We start from the raw sequence: 25,808 nt of genomic DNA, 5'->3' as shown, positions 1-25,808 counted from the left end.
CACAGCTGCGGAACCGTCCCCGGGTGAAGACTATGCGCGAACCAGCCTGGCCGTCGAGAGCCGTCGTACCCTCATCGGGCCGCAGGTACGACGGCTGAGGGAGCCTCAGGAGCCTGCCCGGCCAAGGCGGACGGGAAACGAAGTAAACCGATTGCACCGCCGCGGCCACAATCAAGCCTTGCGATGCACCCCGCCGACTGGCAGCATCTCGGATGGTTTCGCTCCGGCTATCCGGAGCGGCCCGTCGCGGGGGTGGCGGGCGGGGTTTCGGAGGTCGCCCGGGGTGCATCGGGGGCGGTGCGGTAAAGACCATCGAGAGATGTATCGGTGGCAGATAATTCGTGGTGGTCGGTGCCGGTGACGGCCTCGGCCGAGGGAGGGGAGTCGGTGTGGTCCCGTTGTCGTCCGCTCAGCAGCGACTCTGGCTGATCGACCGGATGGAGGGCGGCAGCACGGCCTATCACGTGCCGCTCGCGCTGCGCCTGACCGGCCCGCTCGACCGGGCCGCGCTGGCGGCCGCCCTGGCTGATCTGGCCGAGCGGCACGAGGTGTTGCGCACCCGCTACCCGGAGGCGGACGGGGTGCCGTGGCAGGAAGTGCTGCCCCCCGGTCCGGTGCCGTTCGAGGCCTTTTCCGTCCCGGCGGAGAGTCTTGACCAGCACATGACCAAATTCGCCGCCGAGCCCTTCGATCTGGCGGCCGAACCACCCGTCCGGGCCGCGCTGCTCGAGCTTGGGCCGGAGCAGGCGGTGCTGGTCTGGGTGATCCACCACATCGCCACCGACGGCGTCTCCACCGCCCCGCTGCTGCGCGATCTGGCCACCGCCTACGCCGCCCGCCGGGCCGGCCGTGCCCCCGGCTGGGAGCCGCTGCCCGTGCAGTACACCGACTACGTGCTCTGGCAGCAGGAGGTGCTCGGCGCGGAGGGCGACCCGCAGAGCGAGCTCAGCCGCCAGTCCGCGTACTGGCAGGAACGGCTCGCCGGCCTGCCCGACCGGCTCACCCTGCCCGCCGACCGCCCCCGCCCGGCCGTGGCCTCCCACCAGGGCGATGCGGTGGCCCTCACCGTGGACGCCGAACTCCACCAGGCGCTGGCCCGGTTGGCCCGGACGGGCCAGGCCAGCACCTTCATGGTCTGCCAGGCCGCCCTGGCCGCCCTGCTCAGCCGGCTCGGCGCCGGGCCCGACCTGCCGATCGGCACCCCCACCGCCGGGCGGGCCGACGAGATGCTGGCCGAGCTCTGCGGCTTCTTCGTCAACACCCTGGTGCTGCGGGTCGACACCTCCGGCGACCCGGGCTTCACCGAACTCCTCGCCCGGGTACGGCGCTCCACCCTGGAGGCCTTCGCCCACCAGGACCTGCCCTTCGACCGGGTGGTGGAGCTGGTCAACCCGGCCCGCACGCTGGCCCGCCACCCGCTCTTCCAGGTGCTGCTCGCCTTCCAGCAGGACCCGCTGGGCCCGGAGTACCGACTCGATAGCCTGGCCGTGGAGTTCCTCCCGATCGCCGCGGCCGTCTCGAAGTTCGATCTCACCCTCACCCTGGCCGAGCGGTTCGGCCCGGACGGCACCCCGGCCGGCTTCGACGGCGAACTCCGCTACGCCACCGACCTGTTCGACCGCGCCACGGTCGAGCGGGTGGCCGGGCAGCTGCTCCGGCTGCTCCGGGCCGTGGTGGCCGACCCCGAGCGGCCGATCGGCCGGCTCGACCTGCTGGGCCCCGAGGAGCGGCACCGTCTGACCGCCGCCTCGACCGGCCCGGTCACCCCGCCCGCCACCGCCACCCTGCCCGACCTGATCGACGCCGCAGCCGCCCGCACCCCGGCCGCCCCGGCGCTCGCCGACGCGGAGGGCGAGCTCAGCTACGCCGAACTGACCGACCGGGCCGACCGGTTGGCCCACCTGCTGACCGAGCACGGCGTCGGCCCCGAGACGCTGGTCGCGGTCGCGCTGCCGCGATCCACCGCCGCCGTGGTCGCCCTGCTCGCCGTACTCAAGGCGGGCGGCGGCTACCTCCCGCTGGATCCGGCCTACCCGGCCGAGCGGCTGGCGTTCATGGTGGCGGATGCGCGGCCCGTGCTCGTGCTCACGGCCGCAGGGCCCGGGGACGGTTCCGGCTCCGGCTCCGGCTCCGGGGTGGAGGCTCCGTTCGGGGCTCCCGGCGGCGTGCCCGTGCTGCGACTGGACGCACCCGAGACCGTGGCCCGGCTCGCCGAGCAGCCGGGCGGCCCGCCGGCCGCCCAGGCGCGGATCGCACCGCGGCACCCCGCGTACGTGATCCACACCTCCGGGTCCACCGGCCGGCCCAAGGGCGTGCTGATCGAGCACGCCGCGCTCTCCGACTACCTCGCCTGGTGCGCCGCCGCCTACCCGGCCGCCGCCGGGACGGCGCTGCTGCCCTCCTCGCTCTCCTTCGACCTCACCGTCACCGCGCTCTGGACCCCGCTCACCCTCGGCGGCCGGGTGCTGCTCGGCTCGCTCACCGACCCCCGCCCGCTGCCGCCCTGCACCTTCCTCAAGGCCACCCCCAGCCACCTCCCGCTGCTGGCCGACGCCCCCGAGGAGTACTCGCCCACCGGTCAACTCCTGCTCGGCGGCGAGGCGTTGACCGCCGAGGCGGTCCGGGTCTGGCGGCTCAAGCACCCGCAGGCCGAGGTGCGGAACGTCTACGGCCCCACCGAGTCCACCGTCAACTGCGCCGAGTACCGGCTGCCACCCGGGGCCGAGCTGCCCGACGGCCCGGTGCCGATCGGCCGTCCGCAGGCCAACGCCCGGCTGTACGTGCTCGACCCGGCGCTCGACCACTGCCCGCCGGGCGTCCCCGGCGAGCTCTACCTGGCCGGGGCCGGCCTGGCCCGGGGCTACCTCGGGCGGCCCGGCCTGACGGCCGAACGGTTCCTGGCCGACCCCTACGGGCCGCCCGGCGCCCGGATGTACCGGTCCGGCGACCTGGCCCGGCGGCGGGCCGACGGAGAGCTGGAGTACCTGGGCCGGGTCGACCAGCAGGTCAAGCTCCGGGGCCACCGGATCGAGCCCGGCGAGATCGAGGCCGCGCTCACCGCCGACCCGGCCGTGGCCCGGGCCGTGGTGCTGCTCCGCGAGGACCGGCCGGGCGACCGCCGCCTGGTCGGCTACGCCGTGCCCGCCCCCGGCGCCACGCCCGAGGGCGGGGCGCTGCGCGAGCGGCTCCGCGCGGTGCTGCCCGGGTACCTGGTGCCCGCCGCCGTGCTGGTGCTGCCCGCGCTGCCGCTCACCCCGAACGGCAAGCTCGACCGGGCGGCCCTGCCCGCACCCGGGCCGGCCGACGGCACAGCGGACGGCACGGCGGCGAGCCGGGCGGCGGCCGGGCCGGTCGAGGAGCTGCTCTGCGGCCTGTACGCCGAGGCGCTCGGGCGCGGCTCGGTCGGCCCCGAGGAGGGCTTCTTCGAGCTCGGCGGCCACTCGCTGCTCGCCGCCCGGCTGGCCCGACGGATCTCCGACACCCTCGGCACCGAGCTGCGGCTGCGCGACCTGTTCGAACAGCCCACCCCGGCCGGCCTGGCCCGCCGCCTCGAGGCCGAGCGGGACCGGGAGAGCTTCGAGCCGCTGCTCACCCTGCGGGCAGGCGCTGCAGGCGCCGCCGGCGGCACGGGCGACGCAGGCGGCCCGGGCAGCACCGGCAGCACCGGCAGCACCGGCAGCACCGGCAGCACCGGGGCTACCGGCAGCAGTGGCGTCAGCGGGCCGGGCCTCGCCGGGAGCCGCCGCGCCGGGGAGCTCGCCCCGCCGCAGGGCGGCCGGCCGGCCCCGGTCTTCTGCGTGCACCCCGGCGGCGGCATCGCCTGGAGCTACACCGCCCTGCTGCGCCACCTGGACCCGGCCGTCCCGCTGCACGGCCTGCAGGCCAGGGCGCTCGCGCCGGCCGCCCGGCTGCCGCACAGCGTGGACGCGATGGCCGCCGACTACCTGGCCCGGATCCGGACCGTCCAGCCCACCGGGCCGTACCGGCTGCTCGGCTGGTCCTTCGGCGGGGTGGTCGCGCACGCGATGGCCGTCCAGCTCCAGGCGGCCGGCGAACAGGTCGAGCTGCTGGCCCTGCTCGACGCGTACCCCGCCTTCGACGGCGAGGGTCGCCGCCTGGACCTCCCCGGTGACGACGAGGAGGCCGACCGCCTGCTCGCCGCACTCGCCGCCGACGGGGACGTGTCCCGGATCGCCGCGGAAGTCGGCGGTCTGGACGGGCTCGCCGAGGACGAACTCCCGCGTGTGGTCCGGGCCTTGCGGCACCACCGGGAGCTGCGCCGGGAGTACCGCCCCGGCATCTACCGCGGGCCGCTGCACCTGTTCACCGCCACTCAGGACCGGCCGCCGGGCGGCCCCACCGCCGCGCTCTGGCAGCCGTTCGTGGCCGGGCCGCTGACCGAGACCCCGGTCGACTGCACCCACCAGGGCATGGTCTCGCCGGCGGCGCTCCGTACGATCGGCCCGGCCCTGGCCGCCCTGCTGGCGCCGAGCTGACCGGGCCGACCGGGCTGACCGGGCGGGGCGGGCGGGGCGGGCGAGCCGGGTGGCAGCTTGCTGCCGTCCGCCGGTCCGCCCTTGCCGACCGGCGGCGGCCCCTCCTAGCGTGGGCGGAGTGCCCGCTCGGGCCGCCCACGCTGGGGAGGGGAACACAGGTGTCGAACCCGTTCGACGAGGAGGGCGGCCGGTTCCGCGTCCTGGTCAACGCCGAGGGCCAGCACTCGCTCTGGCCGGTGTTCGCCGCCGTGCCCGAGGGCTGGGAGACCCGGGTGGCGGAGGCCAGCCGGGCCGACTGCCTCGCGTACGTGGAGCAGCACTGGACCGACCTGCGCCCCGCGAGCCTGGTGGCGGCGATGGCCGCCGAGGCGGGTGCGGCGACGGGTGCCGGAGCCGCTGCGGATGCGGGATGACCGCAGGCTGGTGATCCTGGAGGTCGGAAGCCCGTACAGGGAGGACGACCCATGTCGATGCTGGACAAGCTCAAGGAAATGCTGAAGGGCCACGAGGACACCGCCCGCCAAGGCGTGGAGAAGGCCGGCGACACCTTCGACGCCCGGACGGACGGCAAGTACGCCAGTCAGGTGGACACCGCCCAGCAGAAGATCAACGAACAGCTCGGCAACCAGCCGCCGCCCGACCAGACCCAGCCCCCGGCGAACTGAGCCCCACCCCGCCGTAGGTGTCACCGAAGCCCCTCGGGCGCCCCGCTCCCGAGGGGCTTCGCGGCGTCCGCCGAGCGGGTAAGCTGCCCGGCACCGGGGGCGGGCGCAGTGGTACGGGGCGGGCGGGAGGCAGGGCGTTGGCAGGGGTTTTCATCAGCCACCGTGGGGCGGATTCGGCGGAGGCCGAGAAGCTGGGCGCCGAGCTGGTGGCGCGCGGCCACCGGATCAAGCTCGACGTGCTGGACGTGAAGATCGGCGACTCCGTCGTCGGCTGGATGGACGAGGGCCTGACCGTGGCCACCCATGTGGTGGTCTGCTACTCCGACGCCGGGGTGCTGGCGCCCTGGATGAGCCGGGAGTGGATGTCCACCCTGGCCCGGCAGTTGGAGGGCGAGGCGGTCAAGCTGCTCCCGGCGCGGCTGACCGGCGGCCGCCCGCCGGCCATCCTGGCCGATCTCAAGTATGCCGACCTGGTGGCCGATTGGGCCCGCGGGGTCGAAGAGCTGGACCGCGCGCTGCGGTAGCCGGACGATGAACCAGGTGGTCTACATCGCGGCCGCCGCCGGCGAGGACGGGCTGGCCGAGCTGCTGGCCGCGCCGCTGCGCGCCGCCGGGTACGAGGTGGTGTCCGACTCCACGGTCCTGGTGGGCAGTTCGCTGGTGGAGGCGGCCACCGGGGCCTTGGAGGAGGGCTGCCCGGTGGTGCTCTGCGCGACCCGGGGAGCCGTGCGCGAGGGTTGGCCGTCCTCGGTGGCCAACGCCGCTCAGATCAAGGGCACGGGCTGGCTCTTCGTGGTGCAGATCGACCGCGACGCGGACGTACGGAAGCTGGCTCCCGCCACGGCGGTGGCCCGGTACTTCGAGGACCCGGCCGGCGCGCTGGACGGGTTGGTGGCGGCGTTACGGGTTCGCTTCCCGCCCGTGCCACCGCCGCCGGACCTGACCGCGCCCGCCCGGGCCGGGGCCACCCCGCCCAACGGGCACCACCTGGACGCGCCGAGCGGCCTCACCGAGTTCGACCACGAGAGCCTGCGGGCCTTCCGGGAGAACCTGCGGCCGGAGGCCGCCGCCGCGTATCCGGGCAGCCTGACGCCCCGGGAGTTCCTGGAGCGCGCCGGGCTCTGGACTGGCGGGTCGCTGACCTTCACCGGGGCGCTGCTCTTCGCCCTCCAGCTGGCCCCCAGCGGGCTCAACTCGGTGGTGCTGTGCAGCCGTTACCACGGCCTGGACAAGTCGGCCAGCCGGCAGACGGTGCTGCTGGAGGGCCGGGTCCACGAACTCATCGACCGCGTCCGGGATTTCGTGGCCGAGCAGACCCGGCAGGGCGAGCGGCCGACCCCGGACGGTGCGCGGTCGCAGCCCTACCACCCCTACCCGATGGTCGCCGTCCGGGAGTTCATCGCCAATGCGCTGGTCCACCGCGACTACACCGCGCACGGCGTGCACGTCCACGTCCGGATCTTCGAGGACCGACTGGAGATCGCCAGCCCCGGCAGCTGGACCGGCCGCCCGATCGAGCCGGGCGCCCCGGCCGTGGAGTTGGACACCCTGATCGGCGAATCTGTCAAGCGCAACGTCCAGTTGGCCCGGATGCTGTACTGGACCTGGCTGGTCGAGGGCGACGGCAGCGGCCTGCCCACCGCGCTGGCCGACTGCACGAAGCAGGGCGTCCGACAGCCCACGGTGCGTTCGGCGGAGGGGTTCGTCACGGTGACCCTGCGCAAGCCGCCGGATCCGGCGGCCGGGCTCGGACGGTCGGAGACCGCGCGCCCGGTGCGGATCGGCGTGGTGCCGCACCTCGCGGGGAGCTTCCGCAGCCGTCCGGATCTGTTGGCGCGGGCGCAGGCGCGGGCGTTGGTGATCAGCGGCATCGGCGGGGTGGGGAAGTCGCAGCTGGCGGCCTGGCTGGCCCAGCAGGCGGCCGACCGGGGTGAGGCGCAGCTGCTGGTCTGGGGCAGCGCGACCAACCGCGAGGCCGTGGTCAGCTGCTACGCCGAGGTGGCGGCCGAACTCGGCTGGACGGGGGACGGCGGGCCCCGGTCGGCCGCCCGGTGGTTCCTCAACTGGCTCGCCACCACCGAGGTCAGCTGGCTGGTGGTGCTGGACGACCTCGCGGATCCCGCTGACCTCATCGGCCTCTGGCCGCCCGAGCGGGCCGGCGGCCGACTGCTCGTCACCACCCGGCGGCGCGATGCGCAGCTCACCGGCGGCGGGCGAGTGGTGCTGGACATGGGGGTCTTCACGCCGGAGGAGTCGGTGGCGTACCTCACCGCTCGGCTCGGCGAGTACGGCCTGAGCGATCCACCGGCCGTGTTCCACCGACTGGCCGCGGAGTTGGGCCACCTGCCGCTGGCCCTCGCCCAGGCGGCGGCCTTCGTGATCGACGGGGCGATGAGCTGTGCGGACTACCTGGTGCTGCTGGCCGACGCGCGCCGCCGCCTGGAGTCGGTGCTGCCTCAGTCGGGCGCACTCCCTGACGGCCAGCGGTCCAGTGTGGCCGACACCTGGACGGTCTCGGTCCGCCGGGCCGACGAGCTCACCGGCGGGCGGGCCGGCGCCCTGCTGCGGATGGCCGCCATGCTCGCCGGCGGCGGCATCCCGCGGGCCGTGCTCTCCGGCCCGGCGGCGCAGCAGTACCTGCAGTGCGAGGGCGGGCGCGGGCCGGAGTCGGCCCTGACCACGCTCAACCGGTTCAGCCTGGTCACGCTGGAGCGCGACCGCCGGGGCACCGTCCGGGTGCACCAGCTGGTGCAGCGGGTCACCCGGGACCGGATGACGGCGCAGGAGCACACGGCGGCGGTGCTGGCGGCGGCCGACGCCCTGCTCGACGAGTGGCCGCCCTACGACCAGGACCTCGCGCTGGTCCAGGCGCTGCGGGAGAACACCGAGGCGCTGCTCACCGTCGCCGACGAGCGGTTCTGGCGGGGCGGTCTGCATCCGCTGTTCGTCCGGCACGGCGGCAGCATCCGCGAGGCGCGGCTCGACGGTTGGGCGCTGCGGTACTGGGACCGGCTGCTCCGGGCGGTCGGCCCGCAGCTGGGTGAGGACCACCCCGACGTGCTGTTCGTCCGTTACTGCTGGGCCGTCGGGCGGGGCGAGGCGGGTGACCCGGTGGGGGCCGTGGCCGAGCTGAGCGGAGTGGTGGCGGACCAGACCAGGACGCTCGGCCTGGACCACCCGCGCACGCTGCTCAGCCGGCACAGCCTGGCCAGGTTCCGGGGGAGTGCGGGCGATCCGGCGGGCGCGGTGGTGGCGCTGGAGGCGCTGCTGGCCGACCAGGAGCGGGTGCTCGGCGCCGACCACTCGCAGACCCTGGCCACCCGCAACGACCTGGCCGTCTGGCTGGCCCAGGCCGGTGACCGGGCCACCGCCGTGGAGGTGCTGGACGAGGTGCTGGCGCGCCAGCTCCGCGTGCTCGGCCCGGACCACCCGGACACCCTGACCACCCGGAACAACCTCGCGCTCTGGCGGGGCTTCCTCGGGGACGCGGCCGGGACGGTGGTGGCACTGGAGGCCCTGCTGGTCGACCAACTGCGGGTGTTCGGCCCGGACCACCCGGTGACGCTGGCCACCCGGAACGGGCTGGCCACCTGGCGGGGGCTGGCCGGGGACGCCTCGGCCGCCATCACCGCGATGGAGGAGCTGCGGGCCGATCAGCTCCGGGTGTTCGGCCCCGACCACCCCGTGACGCTGACCAGCCGGAGCAACCTGATGGTCTGGCGCGGCGAGGCGGGCGATCCGTTCGCGGCGGCCACCGGGCTGGCCGAGCTGCTGTCCGACCGCGAGCGGGTGCTCGGGCCCGGCCACCCGGACGTGGCGGAGACCCGGCGCAGCCTCACCTACTGGCTGGGGGTGGCGGCGGAGACGGCGGCCGTCCGGGCCCGGGCCTCGGGCACCTGGGCGGAGCTGCGTGGTCGGATCGCTGCGGCCCTCGGGCCCGAGGGCGCCTCGGTCGGGCGGTACCTGGAACTGGCCCGGATCGCCGACGACCAGCCACCGAAGGACGGCGCGCTGCTCCGGTCAGCGGGTGGCCCGCCGTGGCAGGAGCTGGTCGAGCGGCTCTGCGCAGCCGGACGGCACCGGGCGCTGATCGAGTTCGCTCGAATGTTCGAGGGTGGGGTCGGGAGCCCGGCGGCGCACGAGGACCCCCGGGGTGCGGTGGTGATCAACGTGGGCGTGTCGAACATCGTGGGCAACGCGGGCTTCGGCGACCTGGCGATCGGCCACCGGATGCACCAGCCGTGACGCGGCTCCACCTGACGTCCGATCAGAGGCCCGGCGGCCACCGAGGATCCCGCGTGGCTCCGCGCCATCTTCGGGGCGTGTGGCGGAAATTGCTGCGCGGCCAGAGGCGTTGATCACTTCATGACTCAACGACCAGCACCTCGCCCGCTGTCCGACGAAGCCCTCTCCGCCTTGCTCGGCCGGCACCGGTTCGGCACGCTCGCCACGGTCAAGCGCAGTGGCCACCCCCACCTGACCACCATGGTGTACAGCTGGGATCCCGAATCCCGCACCATACGGTTCTCGACGACGGCCGACCGGGTCAAAGCCGGGCACCTGCGGCGCGATCCGCGGGCAGCGCTGCACGTGCCGGGCGGCGACGTGTGGTCGTTCGCCGTCGCCGAAGGCGAGGCGGTGGTCTCCGAGAGCACGACCGTACCCGGCGACGAGGTCGGGCGGGAGCTACTCGGGATGATCCCGCAGGCCGAGCGGCCCGAGGACGAACTCGCGTTCCTCGAAGAGCTCGTTGCCGAGCGCCGGGTGGTCATCCGCCTGACGGTGGACCGACTGTACGGCACGGTGCTTGACATCGACGGCTAGTGCGTCGGGTGCGCCTCAGGTCACGGGGTGTGTGCCACATGCGAGGGGTCTCCGCCCAGGCTGCGGTAGAGCTGCGTCCAGTGCTGGTCCGTCGTGGTCGCGGGCTTGCCGTCGCAGTAGGTCTTTGTGCCGTTGGCCGTGTAGAACCGCATCATCGTCAGGACCGAGGTCGGGTCGGCCTGCTGACCACCTGTGTAGCGGCTGTCCGGGTTCTGTCGCTGGTGCTCCAGGCAGCTGGGCGAGGGCGCGGCCGGCTGCGCGTCGAAGCCGCCCGTATCGGAGCTGCCGCATGCGGCGCAGAGCGAGGCGACGGCAGCGGCGAGGAAGAGGGCCGGTAGCGCTCGGCGGAGTCTGGCGGTGGGCACGGGCGGGACCTCCTGTTGGTGGGGAGCGGTGCGCTCAGAGGGTGGACGGCAGGCTGCGGACGACCAGCCCGATGCCGACGGTGACGACGAGCAGGGCGGTCAGCAGCGCGGTGTACGGCGTGATCCGGCTGACCGCGCGCAGGAAGGGCCGGTCGGCGGCTCCCGCGATCGAGTCGCCGAGCCGGACGAACAGCAGCCCTGCGGCGGTGAGGGTGCCGGCCATGCCCAGTCCGTAGGCGAGCACCAGGCCGGCCCCGAAGAGGGTGCGGCCGAGGGCCACCGCGCCGAGCAGGACCACGAGGGCGGAGGGGCTCGGGACCAGGCCGCCGGCGATGCCGAGCCCGATCAGGCCGCGCTTGCCGAGCGGTCGGCCGGGCTCGTCGTGGTGGTGGTGATGGCCGAAGAGGCCGTGCCGGTGGGTGTGGTCGTGATGGTGTCCGTGCTCGTGCCCATGGTGATGCGGATGGTCGTGCCCGTGGGGATGCTCGTGTGCGTGCGTGTGCTCATGCTCGTGGTCGTGCCCGTGGGGGTGGGCGTGGTGGCCCGGGCCGGCCGCGGGCTCGTGGCCGTGGTGCCCGGCGTGGTCGGCGGTCGCGCCCGCCAGGACCGGCACAGGGGCATCGACAGGGTGGCCGGCGGGTGCCGCTGCGTGTTCGTGGGTGCGGTTGCGGGCACGACGGAACGCGTCGAGCAGCAGACCCGCGCCGACCAGGGTGACCAGCACGCCGCTGGTGACGCCGAGCCAGCCGAGGACGAGGTCGCCCGCGAGTGAGGAGAAGGCGGTCAGGCAGAGCCCCAGGACGAGGACGCCCGCGGTGTGGGTGACGGTGACGGTCGCACCGACCGTGAAGGCGTCGCGGGTGCTGCCGCGCCGTCCGGCCAGGTACGCCGCCATGATCGTCTTGCCGTGTCCGGGCAGCAGCGCGTGCCCGGCGCCCAGCAGGACGGACAGGAGAACGGCGAGGAGGCCGACCGGCAGGGTCAGGTTGCGCGTCGCGCCCAGGCCGGCGAGCTTCGCGTCCAGCCGGGCCAGCCAGGCGGTGGGCCCGCTGCCCCGGGCGTCGCCCACGCCAGCTCCGAGGGAAGGGCCGGCTCCGGTGCCGGGCACGGCGGTGAACTCGGCGTCGACGACGCCGCTCGGACTGTCCAGCAGATCCCTCGGGTAGTCCCGCAGTTGGTGGGAGATCGAATCCGCCGGGACACTGCTGCCCTCGAGGTGGACGCCGTCGGCGGCGGCCGTGATCTCGTTCCAGCCGACCCGTGTCGCGTCGCTCCCGGTGGCCACCCGCAGCTTGGTGCCGGCTGCGCCGAGGCCGAGCGGCGCCCGGAGCAGGCACTCCAGGCGGCTGGTCTCCAGCCCGGCGGCGCCGGGCACGTACCCGAAGGCGGCCGAGGTCACCGTCCAGGCCAGGGGGCTGCCGTCCGCCGAGGCGGTCAGCCGGTCGGCGCTCAGACGGCACTGCCGGTCGGCCCAGGCGGTTCGTTCGCCGTCGTCCGCCGTGCCGTTGCCGTCGCGGTCCACCTCGGGCTTCTGCTGCAGGGTGGGGATCTCGGCGGTGTCGGTGACGGACAGGGCCTCGACGCGGTCGGGGTGCACGGTCAGGCCGGTGTAGTGGTTGACGGAGAAGTTGCCGAGCGGGTGTGCGCCGGCGGGCGGCGCGGCGGCTGCGGTCAGCCAGACGGTGCCGGCCAGCAGGACACCGGCTCGGGCGACGGAGAGGGGGACGGAGAGGGGGACGGAGAGGGGGACGGCCACGTACTGCCTCCGGCGGATCGGTCAGGGGCCGCTCTGAACGGGGCGCCTGGCGGGTGCGGCGCCGCAGACCGTGTACCGGCAACGGCCCTGACACCTTCGCCGCACAACACCGCCCGCTCCGCCCACGACACGGCCTGCCCGCACGAGTCACCCGGATGGCCGCACGGCCTCTCGGCGAGGGACCGACTGGGCACCGCCCGTTGGCAGTTGGGGTCAGTCCGCAGCTCGGCCTGTGCGAGTCGGCCGCTCCGGTCCGTGATCTGACGGAAGCGCCGGTGCGCGAGGGCCGACACCGGCCGCGGTCACGGGTCCCGGCCGAAGTTGGGCCGTCCGGGTGCAGTCGTCCGGCCACCCGGGTGACCCGGGCAGTCCGCGTCGCGCCGCTTCACGAACCTCTGACGGATCCGGCTGACAGTGCCCAGAGCGGCTGTTCAGCCGGACCTGCCGCCGAAGGCATCATCCAGCCCGGCGACCACCCCCTCACGGAAGCGAGAACCCGACCGTATGAACGTCACCCGCCGACCTGCCCGGTCGCGCTCGACCGCGCGCACCGCGGCGATCCTCACCGCCATGAGCCTGGCCCTGAGCAGCACCGCCCTGCTCGGCGCCGGAGCCGGCACCAGCACGGCCTCCAGCCACCGCGAGGCGCCCCTGATCGCCGCCGACCCGCAGGTCGACAACACCGACGTCTACGCCTTCACCAGCCCCGACAAGCCGGACACCGTCACCCTCACCGCGAACTGGCTGCCGTTCCAGGAGCCCAACGGCGGCCCGAACTTCTACCCCTGGGCCGACGGCGCGCACTACGACATCAACGTCGACTCCCAGGGCACCGGCCGCCCCGACCTCACCTACCGCTGGACCTTCCACACCGAGGACCAGCGCGGCACCAACACGTTCCTCTACAACAACGGGCCGGTGAACAGCCTCACCGACCCGACCCTGCTCTTCCACCAGTACTACACCCTCCAGGAGCTGCGCCCCGACTGCGAGCCCAAGACCCTGGTCGCGCACGGCACCGCCGCACCCTCCGACACCGGCAAGGCCTCGATGCCGGACTACGGCAAGCTGCGTGACCAGGCCACCGTCCAACTCCCGGGCGGCGGACAGACCGTGGCCACGCAGGCCGCCGACCCGTTCTTCCTCGACCTGCGGGTCTTCGACCTGCTCTACGGCGGCAACCTGGCCGAGGTCGGGCAGAACACCCTCGCCGGGTACAACGTCAACACGCTCTCCATCCAGGTCCCCAAGAGCGAGCTCGCCTACAAGGGCGACGCGGCCCGCAACCCCGTCATCGGCGTGTGGTCCAGCACCGAGAAGCAGAGCATGAAGCTCTCCCCGGGCAAGGAGGAGCCGGTGGGCAAGTACGTCCAGGTGTCCCGCCTGGGCAACCCGCTGGTCAACGAGGTCGTCGTCCCGGCCGGCCTGAAGGACGCGTTCAACGCGCTGCCGCCCGCGGAGGACCACAACCAGCCGGCCGTCGTCGCCAAGGTCCTCGACCCGGAGGTCCCGCACCTCGTGCAGGCCGTCTACGGGCTCCCCGCCCCGGCCACGCCGCGCACCGATCTCCAGGAGATCTTCCTCACCGGCATCGCCAAGGCGGCCAACGGCCCGCTCGCCGTCGACCTCAACTCCCAGCTCATGAACCAGGACATCGACCCCAACCGGTTCGTGCCCGCCGAGGAGCTGCGCCTGAACATGTCGACGCCGGTCACCGCCAAGCCGGACCGCCTCGGTGTCCTCAACGGGGACTTCCAGGGCTTCCCGAACGGGCGCCGTCTCACCGACGACGTCGTGGACATCGCGCTGCAGGTGATGGAGGGGGCCACCCCGGGCCACCTGATCCCGGCGCTGGCCGCCGGTGACAAGGTCGACCACGCCGACAAGCCGTTCGGCACCGTCTTCCCGTACGTCGCCCTGCCGTACGCCAAGGCCGTCAACCAGGCGCACTGACGCCGGCGCGGGGCGGGTGCGGCGCAGGACCCTGCGCCGCACCCGCCCCGCCCGACACAGGATGACCCTTCGGCTCTACCGGGACCGGGACATGCGACGACGACTTCCGCTGGTACTCACCACCACCCTGCTGTGCGGCGCCCTGGCCGCCCTCGGCCTGTGGCAGCAACACCCCGGAGGGCCGCCGTCCTCCTCGGACAACGCCCGTCGTGACAGCCGACCGGTGGCGAGCGGCTCGCTGGCCCGGGCCATCACCGCCGACCAGCAGCGGCTGCGCGAGGCCCCGGCGGATGCGGCGGTCTGGGCACGCCTGGGCGCGGAGTACGTGGAACAGGCCCGGCTGACCGCCGACCCCTCCTCCTACCCGAAGGCCGACGAGGCGCTGCACCGCTCGCTCACCCTCACGCCCAAGGACAACATCGACGCGCTCACCGGGCTGGGCGCACTCGCCAACGCCCGCCACCAGTTCGCCCAGGCCCGCGACCTCGCCGACCAGGCCATCGCGATCGCGCCGCTGCACTGGCAGGCCTACGCCGTCCTCGCCGACGCCCGGACCCAGCTCGGCGACGACACCGGCGCCACCGAAGCGGTGCAGCAACTGCTGGACCGCCAGCCGGGCACCGCCTCCTTCACCCGCGCCGCCTACGACCTCGAACAGCACGGCCGCACCGACGAGGCCAAGCAGGCTCTCCAGCGGGCCCTGGCCGGGGCCTTCGACCCCGCCGACAAGGCGTTCTGCCGGTACCAGATCGCCGAACTCGACCGCAACGCCGGCCACCCCGACCAAGCCCTGGCCGGATACCGGCAGGCCCTGGCCGACGACCCCGACCACACCCCGGCCCTGGCCGGCCAGGCCCGGGCCGAAGCCGCCCTCGGCGACACCGCCGGTGCCGTCCGGGACTACGACAGCGCCATCGCCAAGGTCCCGCTGCCGCAGTACCTGCTGGAACTCGGCGAACTCCACCAAGCCCTCGGCCACCCCGACCAGGCCCAGGAGCAGTACCGGCTGCTGGACGCCGAACAGCGCCTCGCCGCCGCCAACGGCGTCGTCGACGACCTGACCATGGGCCAGTACCAGGCCGACCACGGCGACCCCGCCGAGGCGGTGCGCCTGCTGCGGGCCGAATGGGACCGGCGGCACAACGTCCTGGTCGCCGACGCCCTCGCCTGGGCCCTGCACCGCCAGGGCGCCGATCCGGAGGCCCTCGAGCTCGCCCGCCAGGCCCGGCACACCGGCTGGCGCAACGCCCTGTTCGCCTACCACCGCGGCGAGATCGAACGCGCTCTGGGCCAGGACGCCGCCGCCCGTGACGACCTCGCCGAAGCCCTCCACGAGGACCCGTACTTCAATCCGCTGCAGGCCCCCCGGGCCAGTGCCGACCTGATCGCGATCACCGGCTCGTCCTGATCCGGTCACGCCCTTCGGTCAACTCCGAGCGGCGCGGTTCACCCCTTCGGGCGCAAGCGGAAGTTCGACCAATCCGGGCCCCCGAGTGCCGCGAAGCACTCACGAAAGGGCCCGCCGACGGCGGGCGCCGGCCTGAGACGGGAGCATGATGCCTGCAGAGCGCATCGACACCCGGCTGCTCGAAGAACTCACCGAGCAGTCCGAGGACTTGAACAGCGACGCGGTGCGGATCACCCGCGCCGCCCTGGCCGACTTCGCGCAGGCGGCCGAGCCGGTCCGGCGGTCCTGGTGGCAGCGCGGCGGCTTGGTCGCCGGCGCGGGCGGCCTGGCCGCGCTGTGGGGTGCCACGCGGGCGTTCGCCGACACCGCCTCCCCCGCAGGCTCCATGGCGGACGACATCATGGCGCTGCAGACCGCCGCCTCGATCGAGAACCTGGCGGTGAGCGTCTACCAGACCGCTGCCGGCCTGCCGTTCATCAAGGACGGCAACAAGACGGTGGCCGCGTTCATCGCCAAGACCACCCAGCAGCACCAGGCGCACGCGCAGGCGTTCAACGCCGCGGCCACCAAGGCCGGCGGCAAGGCGCAGAACGACCCGGACCCGAAGTACAAGGCGGTCGTCGACCAGGCCCTGCCGACCATCAAGGGCCCCGCCGACGTGGTGAAGCTCGCCATCACCCTGGAGGACGTGGCGGCCCAGACCTACACCAAGAACGTCGCGCAGGTCTCCAACGCCGAGCTGCGCAAGCTGTTCGCCTCGGTGGCGCCGGTGGAGGCCCAGCACCGCGCCACGCTCCTCGCGGTGCAGGCGCTGCTCGCGGGCAACGCCGCCGATCTGATCACCATCCCGGTCGACCCGGCCAAGCTGCCCGCCGCGGCCGGCAGCGTCGGCTTCCCCGACGCCTTCTACCAGACCGACAGTGCTTCCCCGATCAGCGAAGGGGCCGTGAAGTGACGACCACCAAGGGCGGCTGGGAACTCCCCATCAGCGAGCGCGAACTCGCTTGCCTGACCAGGGAGATGCACGAGGCGCACCAGGCGACGCTGCCCGCGATGCGGGCGAGCGCCGTCGAGCTGGCGGCGGAGATCCGCTCCCGCCGGGCGGACGGCCCCCGTGACCTCGGTCGGCGCCGTTTCCTGCTGGGAGCCGGTGGCGCCGCGGCCGCGCTGACCCTCGCGGCCTGCTCCAGCAGCACGTCCTCCTCGTCCTCCTCCTCGTCCTCAGGCAGTCCGTCGGCGGCTGCCTCCGGCTCGGCCGCCCCCGGGCTGTACACCGGGGACCTGAAGGTGGTCGCGCTGGCGACGGCGCTGGAGAACCAGGCGGTCGGCGCGTACCAGGCCGCGCTGGACGCGGCGAAGGCCGGCAAACTCGGCACCGTGCCCCCGGCGGTGGCCACCTTCGTCACCACGGCCATGGGTCAGCACGCCGACCACGCGAAGGCCTGGAACGCGGTGCTCACCGGCGCCGGCAAGCCGGCCATCAGTGACGTCCCGCTCTCCAACCAGCCCGCCACCCTCCAGGCGCTGGGCGCGGCCACCGACGTGGGTACCGTCGCCAAGCTCGCACTGTCGCTGGAGGACCAGGCCGCCCAGACGTACCTCTTCGCGACCTACAACGTCGGCAGCCCGGCCGGGATCGCCACCGCCGCCACCATCGCCCCCGTCGAGGCGATGCACGCGGCGATCCTCAACTACGTCCTGGGCCAGTACCCCGTCCCCGACGACTTCCTGCCCGTCGACAAGGCCGCCAGCCCCACCCTGCTCACGGTCTGAGCACCCCCAGACCTGGCGGGCCGGTACCGGAATTCCCCCACCCGTTCCGGCCCGCCAGACCCCGACCTCCGGAATGCCCGCCCGGTCGTGACACCCCGGGCGAGTCCGACCCGCGGGGTCGCTGGTCCGGACCTGCCGAGGTGCCCGCACGGGAGTCTCCCGGCAGAGTGGGACGGACCAGCGGCTGCGACCCGTGGCCGCCACCATCGGGACGGAGACCACCGTGAGCGACCTGTCGAACAAGGCGCAGGAAGTGACCGGCAAGGCCAAGGAGAAGCTCGGCAGCCTGACGGGCGACGAGGAGCTCAAGGGCGAGGGGCAGGCCGACCAGGCCGAGTCGAAGGTCAGGCAGGCCGCGGAAGACCTCAAGGGCGCCGCGCACGACGTCGCCGACCGGGTGAAGGGCGTCCTCAAGCGCGACAACTGAGGCGGCGTCTAGCTCCGCCCGCTCGGCGCAGCGCCTCCCGGGTGCGGAGCGGGGGTCCGGGCGAGGACGGCGCCGGCGTGGTCGGCCGCCAGCTCGTGCCAGCGGCGGGCACCGCGGATCATCGCGTGCCCGCCGTTCGGCATCGGGACGCACCGGACGTCGGCTCCCGCCGCGGCTGCCCGGTGCGCGAAGTCCCAGGTCTGTGCGGCCGAGGTGATCCGGTCGCTCTCGTCGTGCAGGAAGACGGCGGCCCTGCCGCGTAGGTGGGCCACGGGTTCGCCCGGCGGGCACCACGGCGCCAGGGCGACCACCCCGCGCACCGCGTCGGCGCCGGCGACGGCCAGGGCCGCCCGGGCGCCCATCGAGTGCCCGACCAGGAGCACGGGGACTCCCGGGGCCAGTGCTGACAGCTCGTCAAGGGCCTGCAGCGCGTCCTGGACGGGATGGGCCTGGTCGCCGTTCCAGCCCCGGTAGCGGTACCGTACCGCTGCGACCAGTGCCTGGCGGCCCCACGGTCGCCGGGCGATCTGCGCGGCGAACGGGTGCATGCGGAGCCTGGCCAGGGCGAGGCGGGGTACCGGTTGCAGGCTGTCCGCCCGGCCGCCGTGCAGCAGGAGCACGGCGGCCGAGGGGCGCTCGGGCGCGCGGTGCACCCGCAGCCGGCTCCCCGGCGGCAGGGCCCGGCCGGCTCCGGTGCCTGGGCGGGCGGCGCCGACGGTGACGAGCAGCCCTCGTGCCGGGCCGCCGCGGCCGGCCCTGGCGGCGAGGTCGACCGCGGAGGCGGCGGCCTTCACGCCCCTCCCTCCGGGTACCAGCCGGCCGGGGTGGCGGGCACCCGGCTGGTCCCGTCGCCGTCCGGCCGGACGGCGAGGACGTGGTCCACGCCCATCCGGCGCTCGGCGAAGGCCAGCGAGCTGCCGGCCATGTACAGCTCCCACAGGCGGACCGTGGGCTCCCCGACCAGGGCGGTGAACTCGCCGCGGTGCTCGCGCAGGTTGTCGTGCCAGGCGTCGATGGTGCGGGCGTAGTGCTCGCGCAGCGCCTCGACGTTGCGCACCTCCAGCCCTGCGGATTCCAGCAGGGCCACGGTCTCGCCGACCGGGCGCATGTGCATGTCGGGAGCGATGTAGGTCTCGATGAACGCGCCGCCGCCGGGCGCCACCGTGCCGCGGGACATCTGCTGGACGAGCAGGCGGCCGTGGGGGGCGAGCAGGCCGTGCAGGCGGCGGGCGAACGCGGGGTACTCCCGGTCGCCGACGTGCTCGCCCATCTCGACGCAGCTGATCGCGTCGTAGGAGCCGCCGTCGATCTCCCGGTAGTCGCGCAGGAGCACCTTCACCTGGCCGCCGAGCCCGGCGGCCTCGACGGCGGCGGTGGCGAAGGCGTGCTGACGCGCCGACAGGGTGACCGCGGTGACCTGCGCGCCGAAGGCACGCGCGGCGTGCACCGCCAGCGCGCCCCAGCCGCAGCCCACATCGAGCAGGCGGCTGCCCGGCTCCAGGGCGAGCTTGCGGCAGATCAGGTCGAACTTGGCCTCCTGTGCGGTCTGCAGGGTGTCGCTCTTGGGCGTCCAGTAGGCGCAGGAGTAGGCCATGGCCGGGCCGAGCAGCAGGGCGTAGAACTCGTTGGAGAGGTCATAGTGGTGGCTGATCACCGCCCGGTCGCGGGCGCGGCTGTGCAGGGCGCCGCGCACCCGGGCCCGGCCGCCGGGCGGTACGGGGCGCGGGCCGAGCACACCCAGGCGGGCGGCGTCGGCCAGCAGCCGGGGCCAGTCCCGCGCGCCGGGGCGGACTGGGCCGTGTCCGGCCAGGGCCCGCCGTACCTGTGAGAGGGCCGGGGCGAGGTCGCCTTCGACGTCGAGGTCGCCGCTGATGTAGGCGTCGGCCAGGCCGAGTTCGCCGGGCTGCCAGAGCAGACGGCGCAGCGCGCGCCGGTTGCGCAGCACCACGGTCGGCGCGTCGGCCGGGCCCGCGGTCGAACCGTCCCACGCCTTGAGGCGGAACGGCAGCGGGCGGCCGAGCAGGTCGGTGAGCAGGCCGGCGAGGCGGCTGGCGGGGGTCATCGGGTCGACTCCGGGCGGGTGAGGAGGAGCTGCTGGACGTCGAGGTAGCCGGTGCGGAACCCGGCCTCGGAGTAGGCGAGGTAGAGCTCCCACATGCGCCGGAAGACCTGGTCGAAGCCGAGCGCGGCGACCTCGTCGGCCCGTTCGGTGAAGCGCTCGCGCCACAGCCGGAGCGTCTCGGCGTAGTGCGGACCGAAGGAGTCGCAAGCCGCCACCCGCAGGCCGGTGTGCCGTGCGGCGGCCTGGCGGATCGCTTCGGTGGAGGGGATCTGGCCGCCGGGGAAGATGTACTTCAGGATCCAGGTGTAGGTGCCGCTGCTGGCCAGCATCCGTTCGTGCGGCATGGTGATGGCCTGCAGCGCCGCCCGGCCACCCGGCGCCAGGACACGGTCGATGGTGGCGAAGTAGGCGGGCCAGAACGGCCGGCCGACCGCCTCGATCATCTCCACGCTCACCACCGCGTCGAACTCGCCCTCGGCGGCGCGGTAGTCGCACAGCCGCACCTCGACCCGGTCCGCCGCACCGGCCTCGGCGACCCGGCGCCGGGCCAGCGCCAGCTGCTCCTCGGACAGGGTGAGGCTGACCACCCGAGCCCCGCGCGCGGCCGCGCGGATTGCCAGCTCGCCCCAGCCGGTGCCGATCTCCAGCACCCGGGTACCGGCCCCGACCCGGCCGAGGTCAAGCAGCCGGTCGATCTTGCGGTGCTGGGCATCGGCGAGGTTCTCCCAGGAGGCCACCGGTGCGCCGCCCCGGCCGGTCGGGAAGACGGCCGAGGAGTAGGAGAGGGTGGGGTCGAGGAAGAGCCCGAACAGTTCGTTGGACAGGTCGTAGTGCCGGTGGATGTTCGTGCGCGCGTTGTCGGGCGTGCTGAGCTCCCCGGCGGGCGGCCGCTGGACGTACAGGCGGCGCAGCCACTGGGCGCCGGTGGGCACCAGCGTCTCGGGGGCGGTCGCCAGTGCGGTCAGCAGCGCCACCAGGTCCGGCGAGTCCCACTCGCCGGCCTGGTAGGACTCCCCGAAGCCGATCAGCCCGCTCTCGCCGATGCGGTGGAAGAACGCGTCCGGCCGGTGCAGGCGCAAGGCTGGTGCCTCGGCCGGGGCCGGTTCGAGGAGCCGGCCGCCCGGCAGGACGACCCGCAGGCCCCGCCTGCGGGCGATGCGGCGCAGCAGGCCGCGGGCCACCGCCGCCTTGAGCGGCGTGCGGGGCACGCGGGCCACGTCGGGCCAGTGCTGCGGATCCGCCGTCGCGAACGCGTCGGGTGCGAGGGCTTCAGCGTGCGTGGTCATGGAGGCAGGTCCTTATTCCGTGGCGTGCGGTCGGGGCGGGGGTGGACGGGCAGGCCGCGCAGCCACGGCCGGACGCCCCGGTAGCGGATGCGGGCGCTGACCGGGGACGTGGACGGCGGGTGGCAGGCATGACCGGGGGAGCGGGGGTGAGTGAGCAGGGTGCCGTGCCCCACGGCCGCGGCAGCACCGCCGGGGGCGGCGCGGTCGCGGCCGTCGGTCGCGTGGTCACGGTGCGCCGACCTTCAGCAGGGCCTGGGCCGCCTCGAGGCCGGAGCGGCAGCCGTCCTCGTGGAAGCCCCAGCCGTGGTACGCACCGGCGAACGCGGTGCGCCCGGTGCTCAGCCCGGGGAGCCGGGCCTGGGCGGCGACGCTCTCCCGGGTGTAGATCGGGTGCTCGTACACGGTGCGGGAGACGACGTGCTCGGCCGGCACGGGCCGGTCGGGGTCCTCGTTGAGCGTCACCAGGTAGTGCTCGGGGGTGTCGAGGCCCAGCAGGCGGTTGAGGTCGTAGCTGACCCGCACGCCCGCGGCACTGTCGCCGCACCCCGCGGTCCGGTAGTTCCACGAGCCCCGGGCCCGGGCGGCCAGCGGCAGGTGGGAGGCGTCACGGTGCAGCACGGTCGGGTTGACGGAGTAGTGGAAGGCACCCAGGACCTCGCGCTCGGCCGGGGTGGGGTCGGCCAGCAGCCGCAGGGCCTGGTCGGCGTGGGTGGCGATCACCACGGCGTCGACCTCGGTGCTCCGGCTGTCCTGTGTGGTCACCGTGACGCCGTCCTCGTGGCGGAGCACGGCCCGCACCGGCGCCGAGCGGTGCACCCCGGTCAGCTGCTCGGCGATCCTCGCCACGTAGGTCTGCGAGCCGCCCACCACGGTGCGCCAGGTCGGCGACCCGGTGACGGAGAGCATGCCGTGGTTGGCCAGGAACGCGAACAGGTAGCGCGCGGGGTACTGACCCGTCAGGTCCGGTGCGCACGACCAGACCGCCGCCACCACCGGCGTCATGAAGTGCTCGACGAAGTACCGGGAGAAGGCGCCGGCCGCCAGGAACTCACCGAGGGTGGGATCGCCCGCCGCCGGGTCGGCCAGCAGCGCGCGCGCCCGGCGGTGGAAGCGCGGCACCTCGGCCAGCATCCGCAGGTACCGCCCGCGCAGCAGCGCGCCGGGCTGGGCGACCAGCCCGGCCGGGCCGCGCGCGCCCGCGTACTCCAGCCCGCACCCGTCGCAGCGCACCGACATGCTCATCTCGCTGTCGCGGGTGGAGACCCCGAGCTCGCGGAACAGGGCCACCAGGTGCGGGTAGGTCCGCTCGTTGTGGACCAGGAACCCGGTGTCCAGCGCCACCTCCCGGCCGTCGGCGCCCACCGCCCGCTGGGTGTGCGCGTGCCCGCCCAGTCGGTCGTCCGCCTCGAACAATTCCACGGCCAGGCCCGCGCCCTGCAGACGGTACGCGGCCGTCAGGCCGGCCACCCCGGCCCCGACCACGGCCACCGTGCCACGCCCCGAGCGCCCGTAACGCCAAGAGCCTGCCGTCGTCTGCCGGGTGACTGCCACCATGTGCCCTCCCTGTACCCGGAAGGGCGCCATCACGTGCCCTCCCTCTGCTCCACGTTCGGCGCAGTCGGGGCAGCGGATTGGTCCGGACGTGGGCGAGCCCTCCGGTGGCCCGGGGCGGCGGTCCCCCTGGTGCTGGGCCGCTCGGAGGAGGCTAGGCCTTGAGGTGACGGCGGATGCGTACCGCCGTGACGATCTCGACCACGCCGACGGCGAGCAGCCAGACGCCGGTGAGCACCGTCAGCGCGTGCAGCGAGGTGAGCGGAGCGACCATCAGCACCACGCCGGCGAAGACGCTGATCACGCCGGCGAACAGCTGCCAGCCCCGCGCGGGCATCAGCGGGTCCGAAACCGCCGCCACGGTCTGGGTGATGCCCCGGAACAACCAGCCGATGCCGATCCAGAGTGCCAGCAGCAGCACCGACTCCAGCGCGCTGCGGAAGCACAGCAGCCCGAGCAGCACGCACAGCACACCGGAGATGAACGCCATCACCCGCAGCGCCGTCGACACGTGCGTCCCGAACGCCGCGACCAGCTGCAGCACCCCGCTGACCACCAGGTAGAGCCCGAACACGATGCCGGCCACCACCAGCGTCGCCTTCGGCCACGCCAGCACCATGCACCCCAGCACCAGCGCCGCCAGTCCGGCGCAGAGCACCGCCTGCCAGGCGCTCTTCGCGATCTTCCCGAGGAGGTCCGCCGGGTCCGGGCCGTACGGCGACCGGTCGGGGCGCTGCGGTGCGTTCAGTCCTGAAGTCATGGGCCCATCCTTCGAGCGCCCCCGGCACCCTGCCACCGTACGGACCCCGGACGGGTGGCGGCCCGGCGCCCGGACCGGCGGACCCGGTCGATCCGCGGGCGGGTCAGCGGGCGCGCCACACGGTGGTCACGTTGCAGAACTCGTGGATCCCGTGGTCGGAGAGCTCCCGGCCGTACCCGGACCGCTTCACGCCGCCGAACGGGAAGGCCGGGTGCGAGGCGGTCATGCCGTTGAAGAAGACGCCGCCCGCCTCGATGTCGCGGACGCACCGCTCCTGCTCCTGCACGTCGTTCGTCCACACGCTGGAACTCAGGCCGAACGGGGTGTCGTTGGCGAGCGCCACCGCCTCGTCGAGGTCCTCCACCCGGTACACCGTGGCGACCGGGCCGAACGCCTCCTCGTGGTGGATCCGCATCTGGGGGGTCACCCCGGTCAGGACCGTGGGCAGGTAGAACCAGCCGTCGTCCATGCCCTCGGGGCGGCTGCCGCCGCACTCCGCCACCGCTCCCTCGGCCACCGCGTCCGACACCAGCTCCTCCAGATCGGCCCGGCCCTGACGGGTCGCCAGCGGGCCGACCTCGGTCTCCTCCAGCAGCGGGTCGCCGACCCGCAGCTCCCGCATCCGGTCCGTGAAGGCGGCCGTGAACGCCGTGTACACCTCCGCATGGACGATGAACCGCTTCGCCGCGATGCAGGACTGTCCGTTGTTCTGCACCCGGGCGGTGACGGCGCACTTCACCGCCGCCGCCACGTCTGCCGACGGCAGCACCACGAACGGGTCGCTACCGCCCAGTTCGAGCACCGACTTCTTGACCTCGTCGCCGGCGACGGCCGCCACCGAACGGCCGGCGCCCTCGCTGCCGGTGAGCGTCACCGCGGCCACCCGACGGTCCCGGATCACGCCCTCGACCGCCTTGGAGTCGATCAGCAGCGTCTGGAAGCAGCCCTGCGGGTAGCCCGCCTCGCGGAACACCCGCTCCAGCGCCAGTGCCGTGCGCGGCACGTTCGAAGCGTGCTTGAGCAGGCCGACGTTGCCCGCCATCAGGGCCGGGGCGGCGAACCGCACCACCTGCCAGAGCGGGAAGTTCCACGGCATCACGGCCAGGACCACCCCCAGCGGCCGGTAGCGCACCAGGACGGAGGCGGCACCGGAGTCCGCGACGTCCGCCGCCTCCGGGTGCTCGTCGGCCAGCAGCCCCGGTGCCCGGTCGGCGTACCAGCGCATCGCCTTCGCGCACTTGGCGACCTCGGCCCGGGCGGCGCCGATCGGCTTGCCCATCTCGATGGTCATGGTGCGGGCGATCTCCTCCAGCTCGGCGTCCAGCCGGTCCGCCGCCCCCCGCAGCAGGGCCGCCCGCTCTTCGAAGGAGGTGAGCCGGAAGGCCGCGAACGCCGCCTCGGCGAGCGCCAGCCGCTGCTCGACGGCGGCGTCGTCGTACGGGACGAAGGTCTCCATGGTCTCCCCGGTGGCCGGATTGACGGTTGCGATGGCCATGACTTCTCACTCCTTGGTCGGGATCGGCTCTGACCCACCCTGCCGCGACTACCCCGCGGACGCCCGGCGCAACGCGCACGGCGGGTCCGCGCGGTTGTTTCCTGTGCGCAGTGCATGCCACCCGAACCGAGGGAGCTGGCGAAGAGGGAGGCGATGGCCCGTGCCGCCGTCCTCAAGCAGCGCGACGACCTGCGCCCCGGTCGAGGTGGATCGCGTCGAGGGCCGCGGTCGGCTGGCCTGCCATCGCTCGTACACCATCGGTACACCAGCGGTGTACGATCGCGGTATGGCTGATGCGACGATCAAGGTCTCCTCTGATACACGTGACCGCCTGGCCGCCCTCGCCGCCGCCCAAGGCACCACCATCGGCGCCCAGGTCGCCCTGCTGGTGGAGCAGCAGCCCACCCCCGAGCAGATCGCCGAGCGTGTGGCCGAGGGCCGCCGGATGCTGCGGGAGCACTTCGGGATGACGCTCACCGACACCGAGCTGGACCAGGGCCCGGACCTGCTGCAGCGGGTCTACGGCATCGCCGCCGAGGACGCCCGCGCCAAGGTCGCCCCCAGGCGCAGCGCGTGATCATCCTGGATTCCAGCGCCCTGCGGGCGCTCGCGGAGGGGCATCCGCGGCTTCACCGGATCGTGGACTCGGCGCTGCACAGCCCGTTCCGGCATCTGCTGGTGCCGGTGCTCTGCCTGGTGGAGGCGGAGATCAAGGACGAGGGCGCGGCGAACGCGATACTGGCGCTGCCCGCGTTGGAGTTCGAGCCGCTGGACGCGAGCACCGCCGTGGTGGTGGCCACCATGGTCCGGGACGGGTATGGCGGCCGGGACCTGGCCCACGCGATCGCCGCCAGTCTGCCCACCCCGGTGCGGCCGCAGCACCACCTGATCCTGACGGCCGATCCGGAGCTGTATCCGCCGGGGGTCGTCACCGTATCCATTGACGACCCCCGCCTGGAGCCGTAGGCGCCGCTGCTTGCCTCCGGA

General features: G+C 74.2%; 21 protein-coding genes. 13 read left to right on the top strand and 8 right to left on the bottom strand.

What is annotated here, in order from left to right; all coding sequences use genetic code 11:
* Positions 1–398: 398 nt before the first annotated feature.
* The 6 genes from CFP65_RS03775 to CFP65_RS03750 all read left to right on the top strand — a co-directional run bounded on the left by CFP65_RS03775 (position 399) and on the right by CFP65_RS03750 (position 9,985).
* A complete protein-coding gene (locus tag CFP65_RS03775) occupies positions 399–4,496 on the top strand; it encodes an amino acid adenylation domain-containing protein (RefSeq protein WP_158702005.1) in 4,098 nt (1,365 codons plus the stop codon).
* Positions 4,497–4,654: 158 nt separating this feature from the next.
* Positions 4,655–4,909 (top strand): MbtH family protein, encoded by a 255-nt coding sequence (locus CFP65_RS03770; protein ID WP_104814740.1) that lies wholly within the window; start codon positions 4,655–4,657, stop codon positions 4,907–4,909.
* A gap of 51 nt (positions 4,910–4,960) precedes the next feature.
* Complete coding sequence (locus CFP65_RS03765; protein ID WP_104814739.1) at positions 4,961–5,161, top strand: antitoxin; 201 nt, start codon at positions 4,961–4,963, stop codon at positions 5,159–5,161.
* 137 nt (positions 5,162–5,298) lie between these two features.
* Entirely contained in the window at positions 5,299–5,685 is a 387-nt protein-coding gene (locus CFP65_RS03760) for a toll/interleukin-1 receptor domain-containing protein (RefSeq protein WP_158702004.1), read from the top strand.
* A 7-nt stretch (positions 5,686–5,692) separates the two neighbouring features.
* Positions 5,693–9,406: a tetratricopeptide repeat protein gene (locus CFP65_RS03755; RefSeq protein ID WP_104814737.1), complete on the top strand. Its 3,714-nt coding sequence runs from the start codon at positions 5,693–5,695 to the stop codon at positions 9,404–9,406.
* Between the two features lie 120 nt (positions 9,407–9,526).
* Complete coding sequence (locus CFP65_RS03750) at positions 9,527–9,985, top strand: TIGR03618 family F420-dependent PPOX class oxidoreductase (protein ID WP_104814736.1); 459 nt, start codon at positions 9,527–9,529, stop codon at positions 9,983–9,985.
* Between the two features lie 20 nt (positions 9,986–10,005).
* Here the strand turns inward: CFP65_RS03750 and CFP65_RS03745 are convergent, their stop codons facing one another.
* Positions 10,006–10,350, bottom strand: a complete 345-nt coding sequence (locus tag CFP65_RS03745; RefSeq protein ID WP_104814735.1) for a hypothetical protein — start codon at positions 10,348–10,350, stop codon at positions 10,006–10,008.
* A 34-nt stretch (positions 10,351–10,384) separates the two neighbouring features.
* Positions 10,385–12,106: a high frequency lysogenization protein HflD gene (locus CFP65_RS03740; protein WP_254552206.1), complete on the bottom strand. Its 1,722-nt coding sequence runs from the start codon at positions 12,104–12,106 to the stop codon at positions 10,385–10,387.
* Positions 12,107–12,676: 570 nt separating this feature from the next.
* Between CFP65_RS03740 and CFP65_RS03735 the strand changes: the two genes are divergently transcribed.
* The 5 genes from CFP65_RS03735 (at position 12,677) to CFP65_RS03715 (ending at position 17,667) form a co-directional block, all read left to right on the top strand.
* Complete coding sequence (locus tag CFP65_RS03735; RefSeq protein ID WP_254552205.1) at positions 12,677–14,059, top strand: DUF4331 domain-containing protein; 1,383 nt, start codon at positions 12,677–12,679, stop codon at positions 14,057–14,059.
* A 91-nt stretch (positions 14,060–14,150) separates the two neighbouring features.
* Positions 14,151–15,467, top strand: coding sequence for a lipopolysaccharide assembly protein LapB (locus CFP65_RS03730; protein WP_104820634.1), 1,317 nt, complete (start codon positions 14,151–14,153; stop codon positions 15,465–15,467).
* A gap of 148 nt (positions 15,468–15,615) precedes the next feature.
* Positions 15,616–16,422: a ferritin-like domain-containing protein gene (locus CFP65_RS03725; RefSeq protein ID WP_254552204.1), complete on the top strand. Its 807-nt coding sequence runs from the start codon at positions 15,616–15,618 to the stop codon at positions 16,420–16,422.
* Positions 16,419–17,240, top strand: coding sequence for a ferritin-like domain-containing protein (locus CFP65_RS03720; protein ID WP_254552203.1), 822 nt, complete (start codon positions 16,419–16,421; stop codon positions 17,238–17,240). Before CFP65_RS03725 ends, CFP65_RS03720 begins: the two co-directional genes overlap by 4 nt.
* Before the next feature lie 193 nt (positions 17,241–17,433).
* Positions 17,434–17,667, top strand: a complete 234-nt coding sequence (locus CFP65_RS03715) for a CsbD family protein (RefSeq protein WP_104814731.1) — start codon at positions 17,434–17,436, stop codon at positions 17,665–17,667.
* A gap of 8 nt (positions 17,668–17,675) precedes the next feature.
* Here the strand turns inward: CFP65_RS03715 and CFP65_RS03710 are convergent, their stop codons facing one another.
* The 6 genes from CFP65_RS03710 to CFP65_RS03680 form a co-directional block, all read right to left on the bottom strand.
* Complete coding sequence (locus CFP65_RS03710) at positions 17,676–18,461, bottom strand: serine aminopeptidase domain-containing protein (protein WP_371682356.1); 786 nt, start codon at positions 18,459–18,461, stop codon at positions 17,676–17,678.
* A complete protein-coding gene (locus tag CFP65_RS03705; RefSeq protein ID WP_104814730.1) occupies positions 18,458–19,729 on the bottom strand; it encodes a cyclopropane-fatty-acyl-phospholipid synthase family protein in 1,272 nt (423 codons plus the stop codon). Before CFP65_RS03705 ends, CFP65_RS03710 begins: the two co-directional genes overlap by 4 nt.
* Entirely contained in the window at positions 19,726–21,015 is a 1,290-nt protein-coding gene (locus CFP65_RS03700) for a cyclopropane-fatty-acyl-phospholipid synthase family protein (RefSeq protein ID WP_104814729.1), read from the bottom strand. Before CFP65_RS03700 ends, CFP65_RS03705 begins: the two co-directional genes overlap by 4 nt.
* A 225-nt stretch (positions 21,016–21,240) precedes the next feature.
* Complete coding sequence (locus CFP65_RS03690) at positions 21,241–22,569, bottom strand: NAD(P)/FAD-dependent oxidoreductase (RefSeq protein WP_104814728.1); 1,329 nt, start codon at positions 22,567–22,569, stop codon at positions 21,241–21,243.
* 151 nt (positions 22,570–22,720) lie between these two features.
* A complete protein-coding gene (locus CFP65_RS03685) occupies positions 22,721–23,326 on the bottom strand; it encodes an HdeD family acid-resistance protein (RefSeq protein WP_104814727.1) in 606 nt (201 codons plus the stop codon).
* Positions 23,327–23,429: 103 nt separating this feature from the next.
* Positions 23,430–24,821 (bottom strand): NADP-dependent succinic semialdehyde dehydrogenase, encoded by a 1,392-nt coding sequence (locus tag CFP65_RS03680; protein WP_104814726.1) that lies wholly within the window; start codon positions 24,819–24,821, stop codon positions 23,430–23,432.
* Between the two features lie 286 nt (positions 24,822–25,107).
* Between CFP65_RS03680 and CFP65_RS03675 the strand changes: the two genes are divergently transcribed.
* Both CFP65_RS03675 and CFP65_RS03670 read left to right on the top strand, forming a co-directional pair.
* A complete protein-coding gene (locus CFP65_RS03675; RefSeq protein ID WP_104814725.1) occupies positions 25,108–25,398 on the top strand; it encodes a hypothetical protein in 291 nt (96 codons plus the stop codon).
* Complete coding sequence (locus tag CFP65_RS03670; protein WP_104814724.1) at positions 25,395–25,787, top strand: hypothetical protein; 393 nt, start codon at positions 25,395–25,397, stop codon at positions 25,785–25,787. The genes CFP65_RS03675 and CFP65_RS03670 overlap by 4 nt, the downstream gene beginning before the upstream one ends.
* Positions 25,788–25,808: the final 21 nt, after the last annotated feature.

This window comes from Kitasatospora sp. MMS16-BH015 (assembly GCF_002943525.1).
GTDB lineage: Bacteria > Actinomycetota > Actinomycetes > Streptomycetales > Streptomycetaceae > Kitasatospora.
This window is presented reverse-complemented; position numbering and strand designations above follow the sequence as displayed.

Bases quoted from the DNA above. Each gene is read 5' to 3' on its own strand.
- CFP65_RS03730 (WP_104820634.1), top strand. From the start codon at position 14,151: ATGCGACGACGACTTCCGCTGGTACTCACCACCACCCTGCTGTGCGGC.
- CFP65_RS03690 (WP_104814728.1), bottom strand. From the start codon at position 22,569: ATGGTGGCAGTCACCCGGCAGACGACGGCAGGCTCTTGGCGTTACGGG.
- CFP65_RS03675 (WP_104814725.1), top strand. From the start codon at position 25,108: ATGGCTGATGCGACGATCAAGGTCTCCTCTGATACACGTGACCGCCTG.
- CFP65_RS03680 (WP_104814726.1), bottom strand. From the start codon at position 24,821: ATGGCCATCGCAACCGTCAATCCGGCCACCGGGGAGACCATGGAGACC.
- CFP65_RS03725 (WP_254552204.1), top strand. From the start codon at position 15,616: ATGCCTGCAGAGCGCATCGACACCCGGCTGCTCGAAGAACTCACCGAG.
- CFP65_RS03685 (WP_104814727.1), bottom strand. From the start codon at position 23,326: ATGACTTCAGGACTGAACGCACCGCAGCGCCCCGACCGGTCGCCGTAC.
- CFP65_RS03700 (WP_104814729.1), bottom strand. From the start codon at position 21,015: ATGACCACGCACGCTGAAGCCCTCGCACCCGACGCGTTCGCGACGGCG.
- CFP65_RS03755 (WP_104814737.1), top strand. From the start codon at position 5,693: ATGAACCAGGTGGTCTACATCGCGGCCGCCGCCGGCGAGGACGGGCTG.
- CFP65_RS03735 (WP_254552205.1), top strand. From the start codon at position 12,677: ATGAGCCTGGCCCTGAGCAGCACCGCCCTGCTCGGCGCCGGAGCCGGC.
- CFP65_RS03765 (WP_104814739.1), top strand. From the start codon at position 4,961: ATGTCGATGCTGGACAAGCTCAAGGAAATGCTGAAGGGCCACGAGGAC.
- CFP65_RS03705 (WP_104814730.1), bottom strand. From the start codon at position 19,729: ATGACCCCCGCCAGCCGCCTCGCCGGCCTGCTCACCGACCTGCTCGGC.
- CFP65_RS03750 (WP_104814736.1), top strand. From the start codon at position 9,527: ATGACTCAACGACCAGCACCTCGCCCGCTGTCCGACGAAGCCCTCTCC.